Origin of the sequence: Brevundimonas phoenicis, assembly GCF_047237745.1 — a bacterium.
Classification (GTDB): Bacteria; Pseudomonadota; Alphaproteobacteria; order Caulobacterales; family Caulobacteraceae; genus Brevundimonas.
Genome location: NZ_JBDFLN010000001.1, coordinates 1473909 through 1495266 on the forward strand (window position 1 = coordinate 1473909; position 21358 = coordinate 1495266).

The following is a 21358-nucleotide window of genomic DNA, read 5'->3' on the forward strand; positions in this document are numbered from 1 at the left end:
CTCGATCCTCGGATCAAGTCCGAGGATGACGGCGGGTGAGCACAAGCCTCAGTACAGGATCTTCCGCAGGCTGATCCTGAACGTCCGGCCCAGCGGGTCGAGGTAGTCGGGCTGATAGGACAGGGGCGTCTCGCCCAGGCCGTCGCGGACCTTCAGGCGTTGGTCGAAGATGTTCTCGACGCCGACGCTGACGCGGGCGCCCTTCAGCCACGGGTAGCGTGACACCAGGCTCTCACGCGACGACAGGTCGGCGAACAGGTTCAGGTTCACCGTCGTCAGGTCCGAGAAGCTCAGGTCGTCGTCCGGCGACGAGCCGCCGTTGATGCGGGTGGATTCCTTCCAGTTGGCGTTCAGGAAGCCGCCCATGCCGCTCTTGAAGACGCCCATCTGCAGCTGGACTTCATTGCGGGACTGGCCGCCGCGCGCGCCGATGGCGGCGCCGTCCAGCAGGTCGAGCACCGGCAGGCCGTCGCGGATCGTGATCTCATCCTGGATGCGATAGGTGTGATAGAGCGAGATGTTGAAGCGCCCCTGGCCCGGCATCATGCCGCCGCCACGGTTGCGCCCGCCGCCAGACTGCATCCGCATTCCGCCGCCAGGGGGCGGGCCGCCCGCGCTGTGACCTCCCGGAGGCGGGCCGCCCTCGACGCGCATGACCGTCGGCGCGCCGCCGCCCGGCCCGCGCTGGCCGCCGCCGCTGCGCGCGTTCATGCGCTCCATGGCGGCGGGGTCCGGCTTGCCGAAGGCGGTCGAGAAGTTCAGGCCCCAGCGGATTTCCTGCTGCTCGGCCTTCTGGAAGTTCAGCGGCCGGGCGTCGATCGACAGCAGATTGCCGTCCAGGTCGCGCGTGAAGCGCTCGGGCAGGGCGGCTTCCAGTTCGGGCGTGATGGTCGGGAAGGAGGCGATGGAGCCTTCCGTCTCGGTCCGGGTGTAGTTGGCCGTGAAGCGCAGATCCTTGTCCTTCAGCGGGGTCAGGTTGACGCCGAACTTCAGGACGCGCTTGGTCTCTTCGGACAGGTTGGGGTTGCCGCCCTCGATGCGGACGATGTTGACCGACTGGCCGGTGGCGAAGTCATAGACGGGCACGTTCGGGGTCGAGATCGTCGGGTCGTTCAGTTGCGACATCGACGGGGCCTTTTGCTCGTCGGCCCAGCTGGCGGTGAAGTTGACCGGCTCCCACGGCGACCAGTTCAGCCCGACCGTATAGGCCGACAGGCCGCCGAAGTCGGACAGGTCTTCGTAGGCCAGGTTTAGATTGGCCGACAGGTCGCCGAGCGCGCCCAGCACCTCGCGGTCGCGGCTGGCGATGGGCAGGTTGAAGTTGCCCGAGGCGCTGGTGCGATCGCGCGACAAGGAGCGTTCGGAGAAGACGCTGGCCTGCTGTTCCTCGGAGAAGCGCAGGTTCTCGGAGTCCAGCGACTGGCTGTCGAAGCCGACCTTGAAGGTCGAGGTCAGCGATCCAGCCGGGCCTTCCCAGGCCGTGCCGTTGATGACGCCCTCGACGCTGGTCTTGCTGGAGATGGAGCGCGCCGTGTCGAACGGATTGGTCGGCAACTGGCCCAGGTCGCCGAACGGGTCGATCGTTCCCGCCGTTACGCCCGCCTGAAGGGCGTCGTCGTTGAGGCCGCGGCCGGTGCGGGTCTTGGTCTCGGTGCGGTCGTAGCCGCCGTTCACCGTCCAGCGCCAGTCGCCGAGATAGCCGTCGACCAGGAAGCCCAGTTGGCCTGACATGGTGTCCGTCTGTCGTCCCAGCGCGCCGGGCGCATCGACATAGCGATGCAGCAGCACGTCGCTGACGAAGGGCGAATAGGGGCTGGCCGAGGGCAGGGCCAGGCTGAGGCCCGGCAGGCCCAGGTAGGAGAAGCTGGACGTATCCTCCAGTTCGCCGCTGAGCGTCAGCGACATGGTCTGGTTCAGGTCGCGCACCAGGGAGCCGGAGATGGAGCTGTTCTCACGCTTGGGCGACAAGGTGCGATAGGCGGTCAGGTCGTCGGTGCGCGGCCCGACGCCGAAGTCGGACAGGGCGGCGCCGCCCGCTGCGCCCGTCCCGACCGAGGCGGTCGTCACGCCCTGGCCCAGCAGGGCCGACAGGGCGGGGTCGATCTCGCCGCCGCCGGGCGCGGTGACATTGCCCATCAGGTCATAGGGCGTCCCGTCGCGGACGATGTTGCGCTCAGTCTCGAACAGGGGCGTGTCGCGTTCGTATTCCAGGTCCAGCGTCCAGCGCTGCTTGCCCGAGATGCGCAGGATGTTGCTTTCCAGGTCGGTCATGGTGCGGCCGCCCTGGTCGGGACGGCGGGCGCTGGCCTGCATGGTGACGGAGCGGAAGTCGGCCTTCAGTACGAAGTTCACGACCCGCTGGTCGGCGCTGTAGCCGTAGGACAGGGCGGTTTCCTCGGGCAGGATTTCGGTGCGCTCGATGGCCTCGGGCGGGATGCCGCGAATCTCGCGAAAGCCGGAGATGCGCCGTCCGTTGACCAGGAAGACCGGCGAGCCGCCGCGCGAACTGCGCGTCACTGGCTCCAGCAGGGTCATCAGCTCTTCGATGCTGCTGGCGCCGTAAGCCTTGATCTGCTCCTCGTCGAGAGTCAGCTCGGGCTCATAGTCGCCCAGGGCCGCGCCGCGTCGGGCGGTGGTCACGGCCGCGAGCGTGCCCAGGTCATAGGCGCCGTCGTCCAGCTCCTCCTGCGGGACGGGTGTGGCGGTCTGGGCGGGCGCGGTCTGCGGCGGGGCGGCGGGCGCCGCCGTGTCGGCAGGGGACAGGGAGGCGAGGGCGAACAGCAAGGCGACTGGCGACATGTCGAGTCCTAAAGGCAACCGGGAAACAGGCACGCTCGCGACCGACGCCCTGTCTCGTCGGTCGCATCGAATCGAATAAAGAACGATGTGCGCCGAAAGGGGGCGCGATCGCTCTCCTGGATTAAACTCCTGTAATGCGGGGCTTAGTCCTGTCCGAACCGACAAGACTCCAACGGACGAAGGGGCGGAATCCGTCGGACCCGCCCCTCCTTTTTTGCAGCGACGAAGAAGCCCTAGAAGCGGGCGCGCACGCCGACCGTCAGGTTGCGCCCGCGCAGGGGCGCGGTCTCGGCCAGGAAGGAGGCGTGATTGAACGCCGTCTCGTCCAGCAGATTGGTCCCGCGCAGGAAGATCTGCGAGCGCACCGGCCCCAGATCGACGTCATAGGCGACGGTGGCGTTGACCATGTCGTAGCCCGGCGTCTCATGCTCGAAGGCGGCGATGTCGGTCTGCTTGAAGGTGCGGCTGTATTCGACGTCGCCGGACCACGGTCCCTGGAAGGCGGCCAGACGCACGCCCGCCCGCGCCGCCGGGATGCGCGGCAGGTTTCCGCCGTCGCCCTTCAACTCGCCCTGGACGTAGTCGCCGAACACCGTGCCCGACAGCCACGGGGTGAACTGTTGCGTCAGTTCCCCCTCGATGCCGGTGAAGGTGGCGTCGGCCTGGCTGTAGCGGATCAGGCGGAAGTCTTCGTACTGATCCAGCGTCCGGGCGAAGATGTAGTCGTCATAGATGTAGTGGTAGGCGCTGACCGAGCCGGTCAGGGCGCCTTCGGTCTTGCGCAGGGTCAGCTCGATCGAGTTGGCCGTCTCGACGTCCAGGCTGGAGTCGCCGATCTCATAGGTGTTGGTCGCCAGGTGGACGCCGTCGGCGTAGAGCTCCTGGGCCGAGGGCGCGCGTTGCGAACGGGACAGCGACACGGCGCCGGACCAGCCGGGGGTGAAGTGCCACACCGCCGCGCCCGAGATGGAGAAGGGCTTGTGCTCGACACCGGGTAGGCCGATGGCGGAGGCCTCCTGCCATTCCTGACGCAGGGCGCCTTCCAGGTGCCACAGGCCGATCTCGTATTCCTCCATCACGAACAGGCCGGTGTTCTTGGTCGTGCTGGGGGCCAGGAAGCTCTCCTCGCCGACGGCGGCGAAGTCGCTCTTGCTCAGTTGCAGGCCGACCACGCCCTTGAAGCCGGCGATCTCGCGGTGCTGGGCCTCGATGCGGCCGTCATAGCCCTTGTTGGTGAAGGTGGTCGAGACGACGCCTTCTTCCAGCTCGCTGTGCTCATAGTCGGTGTAGCCGGCGCGCAGGCGCACGTTCTCGATGCCCGGCAGCGGGTCGCGCAGTTCGCCGCGCAGATCGACACGGCGGCTCTTCAGGCGGACCTCGGGGGCGGCGTGGTCGTGCTCGCCTTCATGCTCATGCCCGTGATCGTCGTCGCCGTGGCCATGATCGTCGTCGTGACCGTGGTCGTGGCCGCCGCCGCAGTGCAGGTGGTCGCCGTGCGGGTGGCAACCCTCATATTCATGGCTGTGACCGGCCAGGCCATAGCGACTGGTCTGTTCCGTATAGGCCGCACCCAGATAGCCGCGCGACCCGATCCATGAGGCGCCGAGCGTCGCGGTCGAGGTCTCGTTGTAGGAGCCGTCCAGGCGCGGCTCGTCCCAGCCGGGAACCTTGTAGTCGTCCGACTTTCGCGCGGCCGCCTCGACGCGGAAGGCGAAGTTGCCGGCGCCGACCGTCAGGCCGACCACGCCCGCTTCCTCGTCATCGACCGAGCCGCGACGGTATTCGGCCACGCCCTCGCCGCCGTTCGCCGGGATGCGGGTCGGGATCTTCTTGTCCAGCAGGTTGACCGCGCCGCCGATGGCGCCGCCGCCGTAGAGCAGGGCCGCCGGGCCGCGCAGGATCTCGACGCCTTCCAGCAGCAGGGGCTCGCCGCTGACCGCGTGGTCGGGCGAGACCTCGGAGGCGTCCATCAGGCCCGCGCCCTCGCTCAGCACCTTGACGCGGGGCGAGGTCTGGCCGCGCACCACCGGACGGCTGGCCCCGCCGCCGAAGGTGTCGGAGTTGACGCCGGGAATGCTGTTCAGGGTGTCGCCCAGGGTCGACTGGCGCCGGTGGACCAGGTCGTCGCCGCTGAGAAGGGCGACGTGCGAGCCGACGTCGTCGCCTGCACGGCCCAGGGGCAGGGCGCGCACCACGACCTCGTCCATCTCATAGGCGTCGGCGGTGCGGGGCGTGTGATCGTGCGGGTCGCCCTGGGACTGACGCTGGACGACGTCTTCGGCGAAGGCAGGCGCAGCGACGCCCAGGCTGGTCAGCGCCGCCGCCCCCGCGGCGGTCAGCAGGAAGGTCCGAAATCGCATGTCACGCATCCCCGTTACAATGATGGAAGGCTTGATATGTTATAGTATATCATTACGCAACCGTTCCCTGACGATTTCGTCCAAGCGGAGCCTTCACAAGCCCTCGACGTTGCAGCAGGGTCGCAGCAGCAAGGGGGCCGCCATGACCAGATCCGCCACGTTCCAGACCATCGCCGTGACCGCTGCGTTCGGGTTGCTGGCCGCCGGGTGTTCTCGGGAAAAGCCGGCGGAGCCGACCTCGCCGATCGAGGCGCCGGCGGCTCAGAGCGTCGCCGCCGTCGGCTATGCCTGCGAAAGCGGCAAGACGATCGCCGTCGCCTATCCCGACGCCCAGACCGCCCGCGTGTCCTATGAAGGCAAGGATTACGTCCTGACCAACGTCGTCTCGGCCAGCGGCGCTCGATATGCGGGGCAGGGGCTGGAATGGCATACGGCCAGCCGGGGCGAACTGGAGAGCGGCATGCTCAGCCGCGCGGGTCAGGGCGATCAGGCCGGCAGCGTCGTCATCGAGCGTTGTAGCCGTCCGGTCGCCGCCGTGGCCCCGCCGCCGTCGGGCGCGCCGTGCGCCGCCGAGAATCTCCGCCTGACGGTCGAGGGCGGCGACGCGGGCATGGGGTATCGCCTCACCACCCTGGCGTTGCGGAACGCCGGACCCAACGCCTGCACCGTGACCGGCTATCCGTCCGTCAGCCTGCTGGACGGCGACGGCAAGCTGATGACCGGCGTTCGCGCGGTTCAGGCGCCGAGAAGCTATCTCGCCGAGGGCCGCGCGCCGGCGCCGGTGGAAATCCGCCCGCAACAGGCCGCCTGGTTCGACCTGGCCTGGACCGTCATTCCGCATGAAGACAAGGGCGAGACGACCTGCCCCTCGGCCAAGACGGTGCGCGTGACGGCGCCGGGCGCGGCGACGGCGATCGCCCTGCCGCTGGCCTTTACGCCTTGCGGCGGGCAGGTTGAGGTCAGTCCCCTGCGGCCTGTCGCCGAGGCTTCGGCTCAGCCGGCTTCGGCGCCCGCAAACTAGGGGTTCAAACCCGCCCGAATTCAGCGTAGCGGAGCACGCATGACCCAAGATACGAACCAGGCCTTCTATGACCGCGTCTCCGCCGAACTGGCTGACATCCACGCCCAGGGGCTGACCAAGCCCGAGCGTGTCATCGCCTCGCGTCAGGGGCCAGTGATCTCGGTCAACGGCCGCGACGTGCTGAACTTCTGCGCCAACAACTATCTGGGGCTGGCGGGCGACGAGCGCGTCACCCAGGCCGGGATCAAGGCGCAGCAGAAATGGGGCGCGGGCACGGCCTCGGTCCGCTTCATCTGCGGCACGCTGGAGATCCACAAGGAGCTGGAGCGCGCGATCGCCGACTACCTCGGCTTTGAGGACGCCATCCTGTTCGCCGCCGCCTTCGACGCCAACGGCGGCATCTTCGAGCCGCTGTTCGGGGCCGAGGACGCCATCGTCTCGGACAGCCTGAACCACGCCTCCATCATCGACGGCGTGCGTCTGTCGAAGGCACAGCGCTATCGCTTCGCCAACTCGGACATGGCCGATCTGGAGGCTAAGCTGAAGGAGGCGCGCGCCGCCGGCGCCCGCAACATCATCATCGCCACCGACGGCGCCTTCTCGATGGACGGCTACATCGGCAAGATCGACCAGATTCGCGCCCTGGCCGACCAGTATCAGGCCCTGATCATGGTCGACGACTGCCACGCGACCGGCTTCCTGGGCGACAAGGGCAAGGGCTCGTTTGCACACTGCGGGGTCGAGGTCGACTTCGTCACCGGCACCTTCGGCAAGGCGCTGGGCGGGGCCATGGGCGGCTTCATCTGCGCCCGGTCGAGCGTGGTGGAGCTGCTGAAGCAGCGGGCGCGCCCCTATCTGTTCTCCAACGCCCTGGCGCCCGCCGTCTGCGGCTCGTCGCTGGAGGCCATCCGCATCGCCGCCGGGGATGAGGGCGACAAGCTGCGCGCCCAGTTGTTCGCCAACGCGGCGCGGTTCCGTTCGGCGATGGCCGAGGCAGGCTTCGACCTGCTGCCGGGCAAGCATCCGATCATTCCGGTCATGCTGGGCGACGCCAAGCTGGCGCAGGACATGGCGGCGCGCCTGCTGGAGCTGGGCGTATACGTCATCGGGTTCAGCTTCCCCGTGGTGCCGCGCGGCCAGGCCCGCATCCGCACCCAGATGTCGGCGGCCCACACCTTCGAGCAGATCGACGCCGCCGTGGCCGCCTTCACCCAGGCGGGCAAGGAACTGGGCGTCATCAAATAGGCGTTCGCCTGTATCGTCATGGCCGGGCGACCGGCCGTGCCGGAATTAAATAAGCGTTTGAGGAAACGACATGGCTGACATGATGAAGGCCCTGGCCAAGACGAAACCGGCCGAAGGGCTGGAGCTGATCGACGCCCCCATTCCCGTCGCGGGCGATGAGGACGTGCTGATCAAGGTGCACCGCACCGCCGTCTGCGGCACCGACATCCATATCTGGAACTGGGACGAGTGGTCCCAGAAGAACGTGCCCGTGCCGATGATCACCGGCCACGAGTTCGCCGGCGAGATCGTCGCCATCGGCAAGGACGTGGACCGTCGCCTGAAGGTCGGCCAGCGCGTCTCGGCCGAAGGGCACGTCATCGACCTGAACTCCGAAGCGGCCCGCGCCGGTCACTTCCACCTGGACCCCGACACCCGCGGCATCGGCGTGAACCGCCAGGGCGCCTTCGCCGAATACGTCGTGGCCCCGGCCTTCAACGTCATCGAGCTGCCGGACGACGTGCCCTATGAGATCGGCTCGATCCTGGACCCGTTCGGCAACGCCGTGCACACGGCGCAGCAGTTCGACCTGCTGGGCGAGGACGTGCTGGTCACCGGCGCCGGACCCATCGGCATGATGGCCGCCGCCGTGGCGCGCCACGCGGGCGCCCGCACCGTGGTTCTGACCGATATCAACGACTTCCGCCTGGAACTTGCGCAGAAGGTCGCGCCGGGCGTGCGCACAGTGAACACCACCAAGGAAGACCTGCGCGACGTCATGCATGAGCTGGGCCTGAAGGTCGGCTTCGACGTGGCGCTGGAGATGTCGGGGTCGCCCGTCGCCTTCAAGCAGTGCGTCGACACTCTGATCATGGGCGGCGGCATGGCCCTGCTGGGCATTCCGTCCAAGCCGATGGAGACGGACTGGGGCGCGATCATCCTGAAGGCCCTGACCATCAAGGGCGTCTATGGCCGCGAGATGTTCACCACCTGGCGCAAGATGCTGGGTCTGCTGAAGGCCGGTCTGGACCTGACGCCGTTGATCACTCACCAGATGTCCTATCAGGACTTCGAGGCGGGCTTCGAGGCCATGAAGTCCGGCAAGTCGGGCAAGGTCGTTCTGAACTGGGCCGACTGAGCGGGCTTTAAATTCCGACTTCGCGAAGGCGGGCGCGCAGGCTGTTGATCCAGTCGCGCGCCTCGTCCCCGCCCCACAGGCGCCAGGCGATGTAGCCCGCCGAGGGCTTGATGGGGTCGGCCCAATAGCGGCCGTGCTTGTCCACCGCGTGACGGGCGAAATAGCTGTACATCGACTTGATGTCCCGATCGCTGAGCGGCGCGCGCGCCATCAGCTGTTCTGCGCGCCTGACCCCGACCTCGGTGCCGCCGCGCCCGTGCTGTTCGCGCAGGGCCAGGCCGTCCTCGGCCGTTTCGGCGACGGCGGCGGAGGGCGTGCGGTCCTCGTCGGAGAGGATGGGGTGGTCGATCAGCATGGCGTATCCTGAAGCCGGGGCGTCGACCCTTCTTATACGACTTGACCTGATGACGTGGGCGGGAGACGAGCGGCCATGAATTATCGCCACAGCTTTCACGCCGGAAACTTCGCCGACCTGGTCAAGCACGCCCTGGTGCTGTGGCTGCTGAAGGAGCGTCAGGCCAGAGGGCCGGTGACGGTGCTGGACACCCACGCGGGCGCGGGGCTTTACGATCTGTCAGGCGACGGCGCGCGTTCTAAGGAAGCAGAAGCCGGGGTGGCGCGGCTGATGTCGTCCGCTGACCGTCCGCCGCTGATCGAAGCCCTGGCGGCCGAGGTCGCGGCCCTCAATCCGAACGGCGGCACGCGATTCTATCCCGGTTCGCCGATTCTGATCGCCCGCGCATTGAGATCTGGCGACGTCTATCGTGGTTTCGAGCTGAACCCGCCGGTCGAACTCATGCTTGCTGAAGCCCTGACCGGCTGGCCCAATGCGACAGGGCAGGGGGGCGACGGCTATGACGGCGCAGTCGCGGCGGCCAGAACTGAAACGGCTCCGTTGATCCTGATTGATCCGCCGTTCGAACGGCCCGATGACTACGTTCGTTCGGCCGAGACGGCCGCCGCCGTGGTCCGTCACGATCCGTCGGCCGTGGTGGCGATCTGGACGCCGCTGAAGGATATGGAGACGTTCGACGGCTTTATCCGGCGTCTGGAGCAGGCGAAGGCGGGGCGGATTCTGGTGGCGGAAGCGCGGTTGAGGCCTCTGAGCAACCCCATGAAGATGAACGGCTGCACCATGACGCTGGTCAATGCGCCTTCGGGCGCCGAGGCTGCCGCCGCCGAGATATGCGGGTGGGTCGCTGCGACATTGGGCGATGCGGGCGCTCGCGCGGAAGTCTGGCGCGCGGGCTAGGCGCTCGTCACCTCGCCGGGCTCATACAGGTGAGGTTCGAATGTGGCGATGGCCAGGATGGATCCCATGACCGCCACGACCTGAGGGTGTCGCGTCATGGCCTTCCAGTCCGTGGCGCTGGCCCAGACCGCATGATTGGCGGCCACCCGACCGTTCAAGCCGCGATGCAAGGTGGCCGAGATGAAGCCGGGCAGGGCGGCCTGCACGCGCGCCAGGGCGGTCAGGCGTTCGATCAACTGATCAAGGTGGCGCGGGTCGCACTTGAAGATGTTGATCAGCACGACCGGATCGTCGGTTGGGGCCATGACGGTTCGTCCCATTGCGTTCCCTTGGCTTCTACCCCAATCCAAGGGGCGACGCCTCCTCCCCATGTGTCTTCAGAAGTGAAAATCGAGCATGACCGTCATCGCCATTCTTGAGACCGGACGTCCGCCTGCGGATCTCGTCGCGGAACACGGCGATTATGTCGACCAGTTTCGCGCCCTGCTGGGCGAAGGCGTCGTCACGCGTCGCTTCGACGTCCAGGCGGGCGAGTTGCCGGATGATCCGGCCGCCTTCGCCGGGGCCATCGTCACGGGCTCTGCGGCGGGCGTCTATGAAGACCTGCCTTGGATTGAGCCTTTGGCCGAGTGGTTGCGCGACGCGCGCGGCAAGACGCGATTGGTCGGCATCTGCTTCGGCCATCAGATACTGGCTCAGGCCTTCGGCGGGCGCGTCGAACAATCGGATCGCGGCTGGGGCGTAGGCCTGCACGCTTATGAAGTGACCGGCGACGAGGTCTGGATGCAACCGCCCGCCGTCGCCCTGTCCATTCCCGCCTCGCATCAGGATCAGGTAGTTGCTCTGGCCGATGACGCGCGCGTGATCGCGGCAAGCCCTTTTACGCCTCATGCGGGTCTGGCCTGGGGTGACGACGCCATCAGCTTCCAGTGCCATCCGGAGTTCGAGCCCGACTTCGCGGCGGCTTTGACCGAGGGGCGGCGCGGTCGCATCGCTGAACATGTCGTCGATGAGGCGCAGGCCAGCCTGCAACAGCCCAATGATCGGGCGATCCTCAGCGCCTGGATCCGAAACTATCTGGGCGTGTCGGGTACGGAAGAAAAAAATATGGCGTGACTGCGGCGCGGCGATAAGCCTTGCTCAATCTCTCGTCCTCACTGTCGCGCTGATGTCAGGCGGGAGTAGGGATTTGGTGCGCCGTGGTCTGTTGAGCGGCTTCGCGCTGGTGATCGCCGCGGCGGCGTCGGTCGCCATCGCCCAGGCGCCGGCGTCTCAGGAAACGGCGCCTCCTGCGGCTGCGGTCGAACTGGCCCGGGCCGTCGAGAACCGTGCGATGCGCACGGATTTCAACACGCTGGAAGACTTCGGCCGCCAGGCCTTGTCCCGCCACGATCGCGAGGGGCTGAACCGCCTCTACCACGTCGCCTGGACCTTCCTGAATCAGGGCGATTTCGACCGGGCGGCCCTGTGGAACAGCCGTCTCGAAGCACGGGCGCGTGAGGAGCAAGATCCGCGCTACCTGGCGATCGCCCGCCTGAACGCCCTCACCATCCGGTACGACCGGGGGGATCTGTCGGTTACTGACGATATGGGGCGCACTGCGGAAACGGCGAAGGATTGGTTCGTCAGAGCGCACGCCGCCCGTCTGTACGCGCTGGCCTTGATGGATCAGGACCGCGTGGGAGAGGGGCTTCGACTGCTCACCGCCGTCGAGGCCGACATTCCCGTAGATGATCCCTTCGCCGACACCGCCCGCGCAGGCGTGTGGGAGATGACCGGCATGGGGCTGATGAAGCTCAATGACGTGGCGGGGGCCGCCGCCGCTTTTCGCCGGTTCGAAATCGACTACTCAAATCCGGCCTATCCGCGGCCTGACTTCGACAGCCTCTACAATCTGACGCGCATGTCGGTACAGGTCGGCGACCTAGTCCGGGCCCAGTACTACTATGCCGCTCATCATCGTCTGGCTGAGCGGTCCGGAATCCCGACCATCCTCGCCTATGACGCCGCACTGTGCGCCTTCGTGGCTGACCTGCGCCAGTCGCCGCAGAGCGTGCTGCACTGCCTGGAGCCGCATGAGGCCGTCATTGACCAAAAGGCTTTCCTGGCGCTGGACATCCTGCCGATCCGAGGCATGGCGCGTGCTCAACTGGGCGACCTGAGAGGCGCGCGGCAGGATCTGGAGCGTTTGCGCGAGTTGGCGCTAGACGGCGCTGCCGATCCACGCGAGCGTTTGGTCGAGGCTGAATTGCTGCAGGCCTCCGGTCGGTCGGCTGAAGCCTACGCCGTCCTTCGTGAGTACGAGCGTCAGCGCGGCATGCAGGTGACCCAGCGTTTCAGCGCGGGCATACATCAGGTGACGGGCGACATGCAGGAGCAACTGGCCGAGCGCCGTCGCCAGTTGCAGACCGCCAGCGCCAACACTCAGCTTCAACGCGCTGTGATCCGTGGTCAGAACTGGATCATGGGCATCGGCCTTCTGTTCGTTCTATCGGCCCTGTTCGTGGTGATCTGGCAGCGACGCCAGTCCCGACGCCTGCGGGCCGCTCAACTGCGGGCCGAAGAAGCCAATCAGGCCAAGAGCGAGTTCTTGGCCAATATGAGCCATGAAATTCGCACGCCGTTGAATGGAGTCGTGGCCATGGCCGACGTTCTTTCGCGCCGTGACCTGGCGCCGAAGGATCGGGAACTGGTGGACATCATCCGCTCATCCGGCGTCACGCTGGAACGGCTGCTGTCCGATATTCTGGACACGGTGCGGATCGAGACCGGAGAGGTTCGTCTGGATGCGGCGCCGTTCCAACTGGGTCGAATGCTGCGCGAGATCGTGGCCTTGTGGACGCCCATGGCGATGCAGAAGGATGTCGAGCTTTCGCTGGATCTGCACCCGGTTCTGGACGCCGTCTTCATCGGCGACGTGGTGCGTCTGCGCCAGGTGCTGACGAATCTGGTGAGCAACGCTGTTAAATTCACCGAGACGGGACGCGTGCGGATTGAGGTGACGCGCACTGCGGACGGCCGGGCGTCATTCGCCGTATGCGACAGCGGCATTGGCTTTGACGAGGACTTCAAGCAGCGCATGTTCCACCGCTTTCAGCAGGCGGACGGTTCCATCACGCGTCGTTTCGGCGGCAGCGGCCTGGGGCTGGCGATTTCGGCAGACCTGGTTCGGTTGATGGGCGGGCGGCTCGATTGCGAATCTCCTTCGGATGAAGGCGCGCGGTTCTGGTTTGAACTGTCCTTGCCCCCTGCGCCTGAAGAAGAGGCTGAACCCGCCTTCACCTCTTCGCGGTCTGCGGCGGCTCCCGAACGTCTGCGTATCCTTCTGGCCGATGATCATCCGGCCAACCGCCTGGTTGTTCAGGTCATGCTGGAAGCCATGCCGGTTGATCTTGTCAGTGTCGAGAACGGCGTTGAAGCGCTGGAATCCTTCAAGCAGGGCGGGTTCGATCTGGTGCTGATGGACATGCAGATGCCGGTGATGGACGGCCTGACGGCCACCTCCGGCATTCGCGAGCATGAGCGCCTCACCGGCGCGGCGCGTACGCCGGTTCTGATGCTCACCGCCAACGCTATGAGCGAGCATGTCGAGGCGGGGCGGGCGGCGGGATCGGACGGGCACTTGACCAAGCCCCTGACAGTCGCCGCCCTGACCCAAGCGATCCAGGCGGCGGTGATTGTCGAGACGGATCAGGTTTCAGCCTGAGCGGCGTGCGTGGTCAGGGCCATTTCACCACGGGCGGCATGGAGCTGAGGATCGACTCGACGTTGCCGCCGGTCTTCAGCCCGAACATGGTGCCGCGGTCGTAGAGCAGGTTGAACTCGACGTAGCGGCCGCGACGGATCAACTGTTCCTCGCGCTCGTCGTCGGTCCAGGGCTCGTGCATCCGGCGGGCGACGATGTCGCAATAGACCTTGAGGAAGGCCTCGCCGACCGCCTGGGTGAAGGCGAAGTCCCGCTCCCAGTCGCCGCTGTCGTGGTGATCGTAGAAGATGCCGCCGGTGCCGCGCGGTTCATTGCGGTGGGGCAGGAAGAAATACTCGTCGCACCATTGCTTGTATTTGGCGTGCCAGGTCGGGTCGAAGGCGTCGCAGGCGCCCTTCATGGCGGCGTGGAAGTCCACGGTGTCGGGGTGGTCGTCACGCCGGTCGGCATCCAGCACGGGCGTCAGGTCGCCGCCGCCGCCGAACCAGGTCTTGGTCGTAGAGATCAGGCGGGTGTTCATGTGGACGGCGGGCACGCGCGGGCTGACCGGATGGCAGATCAGGCTGATGCCGGTGGCGTAGAAGCGCGGGTCTTCCTCGGCGCCCGGCACGTTCTTGGCGTAGTCGGCGGGGAAGGTTCCGTGGACGGTCGAGCAGTGGACGCCGACCTTTTCGAACAGGCGGCCGCTCATCATGCCCATGACGCCGCCGCCGCCTTCCCTGCGATCCCAGGGCGTGCGGACGAAGCGGCCGGGTTCGCCGGCGAACAGTTCGGCGGGGGCGGCGTCTTCCAGCGCCTCAAAACCGGCGTGGATCTTGTCGCGCAGGGTCTCGAACCAGACGCGGGCGCGCTCGCGGCGCTCAATCATCAGGGCGGGGTCAGCTTGGATCATGAGGGCTTCAACCATGACGCGGCCTTTCTGAACAGTCCGGCGGGGTGCGCGGATACGAGCCTGATGCCGCAGCGCGGGCGAGGGGGCCTTGATCCAGATCACAAGGCGCGGCGCAAACGATGCCTACGGACGGTTCCCACGGCGTCGCGCTTGTGCCAGCGTGCGGCGCCCGCAAAGCGGCGCCGTGGGGCGACCGGGCGGGTCTGTAGTTCAGAGGGGAAATCATGATCCGCATCGCTTTGCGCGCCAGCCTGCTGACCGCCGCCTCCGTCGCCGTTCTGGCCGGACCGGTTCTGGCTCAAACGTCTCAGCCTCAAGAGGCGCGCGTGATGCAGATTCTGAAGCGCACGCCCCTGATCGACGGGCACAACGATTTGCCTTGGGCCTTGCGTCAAGGCTTTGGGAATGATCCGCACGGCGTTGATCTGAATGCGAATCTGTCGACGTCGACGCGCCTGCATACGGATATTCCGCGTCTGCGCGCCGGGGGCGTGGGCGGTCAGTTCTGGTCGGTCTATGTCCCCGCCAGCATGGCGCCGGTGGAGGCCGCCAAGGCCACCTTCGAGCAGATCGACACGGTCAAGCGCATCGTCGCCGCCCATCCCGAGACCTTCGAGATCGCCACCACGGCCGACGACCTGGTCCGCATCCATCGCGCGGGCAAGATCGCCAGCCTGATCGGCATGGAGGGCGGCTATTCGATCGACGACTCCCTGGGCCTGTTGCGCGAGTTCTACGATTCGGGCGCGCGCTACATGACGCTGACCCATTCCAATAGCACGACCTGGGCCGACAGCGGCACCGACGCGCCCAAGTGGAACGGGCTGAACGCCTTCGGCGAAGACGTGGTCCGCGAGATGAACCGTCTGGGCATGATGGTCGACCTGAGCCACGTGTCCGAGGACACCATGGTCGACGCCATTCGCGTGTCTGAGGCGCCGGTGATCTTCTCCCACTCCTCGGCGCGGGCGGTGACGGCCCATCCGCGCAATGTGCCCGACGCGGTGCTGCGCCAGATGGCGGGCAACGGCGGTATCGTCATGGTGACCTTCGTGCCGGGCTTCGTCAGCGAGGCCGTGCGGGCCTCGGGCGCGGCGCGCGGCGCGGAGATGACGCGGCTGACGGCCCTCAACCCCGGCGATCCCGCTGCGGTCAAGGCGGGCATGGACGCCTGGAACGCCGCCAACCCGGCGCCCAAGGCGACGATGGACGACGTCATCGCCCACATCCAGCACGTCCGCGACGTGGCGGGCATCGACCACGTGGGCCTAGGCGGCGACTATGACGGCGTGGACAGCCTGCCGGTCGGGCTGGAGGGCGTGGACGGCTATCCGCGCCTGCTGGCCGAACTGATGCGCCGCGGCTGGAGCGAGGCCGACATCCGCAAGATCTCCGGCGAGAACCTGTTGCGCGTCATGCGCGCGGTGGAGCGCGTGGCGGCGTCCAAGAGCGCCGAGCGGCCGAGCCTGGCCAAACTGCCGAACGACGGCGCGCCGGAGTAAGACGGAGCGCCTCTTTCTCCTTCCCCGTTCTGGGGAGGGGGGCTGAGGCCGAAAGGCCGAAGCTGGGTGGGGGCAAGGCTATTCAGGCGCCGAGCTTGGGAGAAGTCCGAGGCTAGGATCGCCTGAGTTCCGTTTCATCAAGCCTCCCCACCCGGTCGCTGCGCGACCACCCTCCCCATGAAGGGGAGGGAGAAAGTGTTGTGTTCAGCGAGTCGGCAGTTCGTTCATCTGCCGCAACGCTTCATGCAGGCCGATGCCGGCGCTGACGGACAGGTTCAGCGACCGGGTCTCCGGTCGTATGGGGATGTAGATTCGCGCATCCGCCGCCGCATGGACGTAGTCGGGCGAACCGGCGCTCTCCTTGCCGAACAACAGAACGTCATCGGGCTGGAAGACGAAATCCGTCAGGGGCTCGGCCGCGCGCGTGGTGAACAGCACCAGACGGCCCGGCGCGCGGTCGCGCTGGAAGGCCTCCCAGTCGGAATGGCGCGTCATATGGGACAAAGGCCCGTAATCCAGGGCCGCCCGCTTCATCGCGCGATCATCGAAATTGAAGCTCGTAGGCTCGATGACGTGCAATTCCACGCCGAAACAGGCGCTCAGTCGGATGCAGGCGCCGACATTATGGGGGATGTCAGGTTGAAAAAGGGCGAGACGCATTCTAAGGCCCTCATACGCGCGGGGCGGGGCCTTGTCGCGGCTTTTGTTGCGACTGTTTCGCAAATCGCTTCCGCGACTTGTCTGGAACCGTTGAAACCAAGGCCGGGCGGTCAGGGATTTGCCATCGCATGATAGGGTTCCATTCGGTTGACGTCCCATCTCGGGGCGGGCGACCGGCGATGCAGAGGTGAAACGCGTGGCCGAATCGGTCGTGAATGCTGACGGGCCTGACGGCCAACACGGGGGTGGCGAGGCCACTCGCCGCGACTTCATCCACATTGCTGCGGGCGCGGCTGCTGCCGGCGCCGGCGTGATGGTGGCCTGGCCGCTCATCAACCAGATGAACCCGGCGGCCGACACCCTGGCTCTGGCGTCGATCGAATTCGATCTCACCAAGGTCCAGGAAGGCCAGCAGGTCGTCATCAAGTGGCAGGGCAAGCCGGTCTTCGTGCGCTATCGCACCCCGGCCGAGCTGACCAAGGTCATCGACGAGGGCGCCGTGGGCAGCCCGCCGCAGACCGACGCCGAGCGCACCAAGGAAGGCCACGAGAAGTATCTCGTCGTCATCGGCTCGTGCACCCACCTGGGCTGCGTGCCGACCTTCAACGCCGGCGAGTACGGCGGTTGGTTCTGCCCGTGCCACGGTTCGCACTACGACGCCTCGGGTCGTATTCGTAAGGGCCCGGCGCCGCTGAACCTGATCGTGCCGAACTACGAATACATGTCCGACACCCGCGTGAAGATCGGCTGAGGACGGACAGAGGAACCATGAGCGATCACGAATCCACTTATGTCCCGAAAACCGCCGTTGAGCGGTGGATGGACACGCGCCTGCCGATCATCCGTTTCGGCATGGACTATGCGAACCTGCCGACCCCGAAGAACCTGAACTACTGGTGGACCTTCGGCGGCATCCTGGCGATCTGCCTGATGACTCAGATCATCACCGGCATCGTCCTGGCCATGCACTACACCCCGCACGTCGACATGGCCTTCGCCTCGGTCGAGCGCATCATGCGCGACGTGAACGGCGGCTGGCTGATCCGCTATGTGCACGCCAACGGCGCGTCGATGTTCTTCATCGCTGTCTATCTGCACATGCTGCGGGGTCTCTACTACGGCTCCTACAAGGCGCCGCGCGAGATGATCTGGATCGTCGGCTGCGTCATCTTCTTCCTGATGATCGCCACGGCCTTCCTGGGCTACGTCCTGCCGTGGGGCCAGATGTCCTTCTGGGGCGCTGAGGTCATCACCAACCTGATCGGCGCCATTCCGGTCGTCGGCGAGCCGATCCTGGTCTGGCTGCGCGGCGGCCCGGCGATCGACAACGCGACGCTGAACCGCTTCTTCTCGCTGCACTACCTGCTGCCGTTCGTCATCGCCGGCTGCGTGGTGCTGCACCTGTGGGCCCTGCACGCCGCCGGTCAGAACAACCCGGTCGGCATCCTGATCCCGAAGGACCGCGCCAAGAAGGACATGCTGCCCTTCCACCCGTACTTCACGGTCAAGGACGGCTTCGCGATCATCCTGTTCCTGATCCTGTTCGCGGTGTTCGTCTTCTACAACCCGGGCGCCCTGGGCCACGCCGACAACTATATCCCGGCCAACCCGCTGCAGACCCCGGCGCACATCGTGCCTGAGTGGTACATGCTGCCCTTCTACGCGATCCTGCGCGCCATCCCCGACAAGTTCGGCGGCGTGGTGGCCATGTTCGCGGCGATCGGCGTGCTGTTCGTCCTGCCGTGGCTGGATACGTCCAAGGTGCGCTCCATGCGCTACCGCCCGACGATGAAGACCTTCTTCATCATCTTCCTGTTCGTCTGCTTCGGCCTCGGCTGGTGCGGCGCTCAGCTGCCGGACGCGCCGGTTGTTCCGGGCATGCCCAGCTTCAACCTGATCGACGGCCAGTTGAACTCCTACCTGTGGCTGACGCGACTGCTGACGGCGTACTACTTCGTCTTCTTCCTGGTGCTGATGCCGGTCATCGGCCTGCGTGAGAAGCCGCTGCCGATCCCGGCGACGATCTCGGAGCCCGTGCTCCCGTCGACCGCAGCCGAGAAGGCCTGAGCGCGATGATGAGCAACGAGAAAAAGACCGTGTCCTTCCGCAAGATCCTTGTCTCCGTGACGGCCGCTGTCGGCTTGGTCGCCATCGCCGCTCCGGCGATGGCCGCCGGGGGCGCCAAGCATCCGCGCGACGGCGGCTTCAGCTTCGCCGGGCCGTTCGGCACCTTCGATCAGGGCCAGCTGCAGCGCGGCTACAAGGTCTATCGTGAGGTCTGCGCCTCCTGCCACGGGATGGATCTGGTGCACTTCCGCAACCTGGGCGACAAGCACGGGCCGTTCTGGAATCCGAAGTACCCGAACCCGAACGACAACCCGGTCGTGAAGGCTCTGGCCAAGGAGATCCAGGTCGCCGACATCGACTCGGAAACGGGTGAAGACCTGCGTCGCGACGCCACCACGGCGGACCGCTTCCCCAACCCCTATCCGAACCCGACGGCGGCCGCTGCGGCCAACGGCGGCGCCATGCCGCCGGACCTGTCGGTCATGGCCAAGGCCCGTCACGACGGCGCCAACTACATCTATTCGCTGCTGTCGGGCTATTCGACCCCGCCGGCGGGCCTGAAGATGGCGCCGGGCCAGCACTACAACCCCTATATGGCGGGCGACATGACCCCGTTCTGGGAAGGCAAGGGCCATGTGCCGGAAGGCGGCTTCATCGCCATGCCCGCGCCGCTGACCGCCGGTCAGGTCACCTATGACGACGGCACCGAGGCGACCGTGGATCAGATGTCCAAGGACGTCGCCGCCTTCATCGCCTGGACGTCCGAGCCTAAGATGGTCGAGCGCAAGCAGATGGGCTTCGGCGTGCTGATCTTCCTGGTGTTGTTCGCGGGCGTGACCTACGCCAGCTACCGCCGCATCTGGAAGGGCGTCGCCCACTAAGGCGCCTTCCAGTCGGAAAGAGATGACCCGCCGGAGCGATCCGGCGGGTTTTTTCATGCCCGCTTCGACGACCGTGGCCGTCGACATGGGCGGTTTCGCTCACTACGGTCCCGCCATCGAATTCTCCGAGGGGTGAGACTGTATGCGTATTTCATCTTCTGTCGCCGTTCTGGCGTTCGCTGCGGCCCTGGCCGGCGGCGCGGCTGCTCAGGCCCAGACTCAGGCCCGGACTCAGGCCCAGACTGCGCCCGCCTTCGACGCTGCGCGCATTTCCCAGGACATCCGCGTCCTGTCGGACGACAGCTTCGAGGGGCGCGGCATCGCCACCCCGGCCGAGCAGAAGGTGATCGACTACCTGAGCCGTCAGTACGCGGCCGCAGGCTTCGCCCCGGGCGGCGAGAACGGCGGCTGGACGCAGGCCGTGGGGCTGAACCGCTTCACCGTCTCCAACATCTCGGGCCGGCTCAAGCTGGGCGATTGGAGCCAGCCGCTGACGCAGGGCCAGGAAGTCACCATGACCACGCGCCTGCCCGGCGCGGCGGTGGACCTGAAGGACAAGCCTCTGGTCTTCGTCGGCTATGGCGTCAATGCGCCTGAGCGTCAGTGGAACGACTTCAAGACCGACGTGCGCGGCAAGGTGATCGTCGTCCTGGTCAATGACGCCGACTTTGAAGACCCCTCGCTGAACACCTTCGGCGGCGAGGCCATGACTTACTACGGCCGTTGGACCTACAAGTACGAAGAGGCTGCGCGTCAGGGCGCGGCGGGCGTGCTGATCGTCCATGAGACCAAGCCCGCCTCCTATGGCTGGACGACGGTCGCCAACTCCTGGGGCGTGCCCCAGTTCGACATCGTACGCGCCAACCCCACGGCCGAACGTGTTCCTATGGAAGCCTGGATCCAGCGCGATCTGGCCATCGATCTGTTCCGCCGCGCGGGCCTCGACTTCGAGCAGGAGAAGATCAAGGCGCGCAGCCGTGATTTCCAGCCCGTGGAACTGACCGGCGCGACCATCGACGCCAGCTTCGACGTGAAGACGGACCGCATCGTCACCCACAACATCGTCGCCAAGCTGGAAGGCGCGAGCCATCCGGACGAGACCATTCTCTACACCGGCCACTGGGATCACATCGGCATGGGCGAGCCGGACGCCAACGGCGACCGTATCTTCAACGGCGCCATCGACAACGCCTCGGGCACGGCGGGCCTGCTGGAGCTGGCGCGCGCCTACGCCGCCGGTCCGCGCCCCGAGCGCACCATCGTCATGATCGGGTTCACGGCCGAGGAAAGCGGCCTGTTGGGGTCGGAGTTCTACGCCGCCAATCCGCTGTATCCGCTGGAGAAGACCGTCGGCGGCTTTAATCTGGACTCGGCCGCCGTCTTTGGCCGGATGAACAAGCTGGGCGTGACCGGTTACGGCCATTCGGAACTGGACGAGCCGGTGATCGCGGCGGCGGCGGCGCAAGGGCGCGGCTTCGTCGGCGACGCCGGCGCAGCGGCGGGAATCTACTTCCGCTCGGACCACTTCCCGCTGGCGAAGAAGGGCGTGCCGATGGCCTATCTGTCCTCGACGGGGGATTTCATCGACGCTCCGATCGAACCGCGCCAGGCCAAGGCCGCCGACTATCGCGCCAATCGCTACCATCAGGCGGCGGACGAGTGGGAGGCCGACTGGGATTACGGCGGCATGCTTCAGGACCTGGAAGTGATCTTCAGGGTCGGTCAGGATCTGGCCAACAGCCGCGACTGGCCGGAATGGAAGCCGGGTTCCGAGTTCGGCGGCGAGCGGGCCAAGAGCGCCGATCAGCGCCGCTGATCCCAACTTTCGGCAATCATGACGAAAATGTAAGGGGCGG

At 66.6% G+C, this 21358-nt stretch carries 17 protein-coding genes; 11 read left to right on the forward strand and 6 right to left on the reverse strand.

From position 1 onward, the window contains the following. Positions 1-48 precede the first annotated feature (48 nt). Positions 49-2799 carry a TonB-dependent receptor gene (locus tag ABC419_RS07325; protein WP_412877886.1) on the reverse strand — a complete coding sequence of 917 codons (2751 nt, stop codon included), beginning with the start codon at positions 2797-2799 and terminating at the stop codon, positions 49-51. Positions 2800-3032: 233 nt separating this feature from the next. Beyond that, complete coding sequence (locus ABC419_RS07330) at positions 3033-5159, reverse strand: TonB-dependent receptor domain-containing protein (RefSeq protein ID WP_412877885.1); 2127 nt, start codon at positions 5157-5159, stop codon at positions 3033-3035. Positions 5160-5301: 142 nt separating this feature from the next. Between ABC419_RS07330 and ABC419_RS07335 the strand changes: the two genes are divergently transcribed. The 3 genes from ABC419_RS07335 to tdh all read left to right on the forward strand — a co-directional run bounded on the left by ABC419_RS07335 (position 5302) and on the right by tdh (position 8542). Further along, complete coding sequence (locus tag ABC419_RS07335) at positions 5302-6180, forward strand: DUF4232 domain-containing protein (RefSeq protein ID WP_412877884.1); 879 nt, start codon at positions 5302-5304, stop codon at positions 6178-6180. Between the two features lie 39 nt (positions 6181-6219). Then, entirely contained in the window at positions 6220-7425 is a 1206-nt protein-coding gene (locus tag ABC419_RS07340; protein WP_412877883.1) for a glycine C-acetyltransferase, read from the forward strand. 70 nt (positions 7426-7495) lie between these two features. Next, positions 7496-8542, forward strand: a complete 1047-nt coding sequence (gene tdh, locus ABC419_RS07345) for an L-threonine 3-dehydrogenase (RefSeq protein ID WP_125899681.1) — start codon at positions 7496-7498, stop codon at positions 8540-8542. A gap of 7 nt (positions 8543-8549) precedes the next feature. Here the strand turns inward: tdh and ABC419_RS07350 are convergent, their stop codons facing one another. Then, entirely contained in the window at positions 8550-8897 is a 348-nt protein-coding gene (locus ABC419_RS07350; protein WP_412877882.1) for a hypothetical protein, read from the reverse strand. Positions 8898-8972: 75 nt separating this feature from the next. Here ABC419_RS07350 and rlmJ point away from each other — a divergent pair, with 75 nt between their 5' ends. Further along, complete coding sequence (gene rlmJ, locus ABC419_RS07355; RefSeq protein ID WP_368924056.1) at positions 8973-9794, forward strand: 23S rRNA (adenine(2030)-N(6))-methyltransferase RlmJ; 822 nt, start codon at positions 8973-8975, stop codon at positions 9792-9794. Here the strand turns inward: rlmJ and ABC419_RS07360 are convergent. Then, positions 9791-10099, reverse strand: a complete 309-nt coding sequence (locus ABC419_RS07360) for an antibiotic biosynthesis monooxygenase family protein (RefSeq protein ID WP_412877881.1) — start codon at positions 10097-10099, stop codon at positions 9791-9793. The two genes, rlmJ and ABC419_RS07360, sit on opposite strands and share 4 nt — an antisense overlap. A 91-nt stretch (positions 10100-10190) precedes the next feature. On the opposite strand from ABC419_RS07360, the gene ABC419_RS07365 reads away from it, so the two are divergent. Beyond that, positions 10191-10910 (forward strand): type 1 glutamine amidotransferase, encoded by a 720-nt coding sequence (locus ABC419_RS07365; RefSeq protein WP_412877880.1) that lies wholly within the window; start codon positions 10191-10193, stop codon positions 10908-10910. A 76-nt stretch (positions 10911-10986) separates the two neighbouring features. Then, complete coding sequence (locus ABC419_RS07370; protein WP_412877879.1) at positions 10987-13500, forward strand: hybrid sensor histidine kinase/response regulator; 2514 nt, start codon at positions 10987-10989, stop codon at positions 13498-13500. A 13-nt stretch (positions 13501-13513) separates the two neighbouring features. On the opposite strand, the gene hemF is transcribed toward ABC419_RS07370, so the two are convergent. Beyond that, positions 13514-14368 (reverse strand): oxygen-dependent coproporphyrinogen oxidase, encoded by an 855-nt coding sequence (hemF, locus tag ABC419_RS07375; RefSeq protein ID WP_412878023.1) that lies wholly within the window; start codon positions 14366-14368, stop codon positions 13514-13516. A gap of 248 nt (positions 14369-14616) precedes the next feature. Between hemF and ABC419_RS07380 the strand changes: the two genes are divergently transcribed. After that, on the forward strand, positions 14617-15894 hold the full coding sequence (locus ABC419_RS07380; RefSeq protein WP_412878113.1) for a dipeptidase: 1278 nt from the start codon (positions 14617-14619) through the stop codon (positions 15892-15894). A 204-nt stretch (positions 15895-16098) separates the two neighbouring features. Here the strand turns inward: ABC419_RS07380 and ABC419_RS07385 are convergent, their stop codons facing one another. Beyond that, positions 16099-16554: a tRNA (cytidine(34)-2'-O)-methyltransferase gene (locus tag ABC419_RS07385; RefSeq protein WP_412877877.1), complete on the reverse strand. Its 456-nt coding sequence runs from the start codon at positions 16552-16554 to the stop codon at positions 16099-16101. Positions 16555-16750: 196 nt separating this feature from the next. Here ABC419_RS07385 and petA point away from each other — a divergent pair, with 196 nt between their 5' ends. From petA to ABC419_RS07405, 4 genes are all read left to right on the forward strand, one after another. Then, complete coding sequence (petA, locus tag ABC419_RS07390) at positions 16751-17305, forward strand: ubiquinol-cytochrome c reductase iron-sulfur subunit (protein WP_125899690.1); 555 nt, start codon at positions 16751-16753, stop codon at positions 17303-17305. Positions 17306-17322: 17 nt separating this feature from the next. After that, positions 17323-18621 (forward strand): cytochrome b, encoded by a 1299-nt coding sequence (locus ABC419_RS07395; RefSeq protein WP_087140205.1) that lies wholly within the window; start codon positions 17323-17325, stop codon positions 18619-18621. A 5-nt stretch (positions 18622-18626) separates the two neighbouring features. Beyond that, positions 18627-19502: a cytochrome c1 gene (locus ABC419_RS07400; protein ID WP_125899691.1), complete on the forward strand. Its 876-nt coding sequence runs from the start codon at positions 18627-18629 to the stop codon at positions 19500-19502. Between the two features lie 142 nt (positions 19503-19644). Next, positions 19645-21318, forward strand: coding sequence for a M28 family metallopeptidase (locus ABC419_RS07405; RefSeq protein ID WP_412877876.1), 1674 nt, complete (start codon positions 19645-19647; stop codon positions 21316-21318). Positions 21319-21358: the final 40 nt, after the last annotated feature.